This window comes from Bacillus cereus group sp. N24, assembly GCF_016483345.1.
Taxonomy (GTDB): Bacteria; Bacillota; Bacilli; order Bacillales; family Bacillaceae_G; genus Bacillus_A; species Bacillus_A toyonensis.
Genome location: NZ_JAEHCA010000101.1, coordinates 1 through 394 on the forward strand (window position 1 = coordinate 1; position 394 = coordinate 394).

The window sequence follows — 394 nt, forward strand, 5'->3', positions numbered from 1 at the left end:
ATCATCATTTGAATAAACTCATTCATTTTTTCCATTGCGCTATAACAATCACTCATCATATGGATGTTCTTTTCAATAAGATTTTCTAACTCCATTTCCCTTTTATTTTGCTGCTGAAAAAATGCCAGCATTTCAATTTGAGCTTTCAAAAATTTTTGCCGGGATAATCCTTTCCTCTTTGCAATTTCATCTATTTTCTTTACGGCAATTGGATCTACTTCTCTAATTCTGATTTCCACTTTTCCCTCTCCTTTCTGCAAACTTGGGTAGAGATCAAAAAATAGTGAGAAGAGCATAAGGGGTTTTTGTTCCCACCCAAGGTGTGAAGCTAGGCGGAGCCTAGCGAAACGATGGGAACAAGAAAACCTTCTAGGTGTAGACTCACTCACGACAC

Annotated in this window: 1 protein-coding gene; it reads right to left on the reverse strand. The window is 37.6% G+C overall.

Annotation, left to right across the window (positions count from 1 at the left end):
• Positions 1–239 (reverse strand): hypothetical protein (locus tag JDS95_RS30540; protein ID WP_199691054.1); only part of this gene is annotated, 239 nt, incomplete at its 3' end.
• Positions 240–394: the final 155 nt, after the last annotated feature.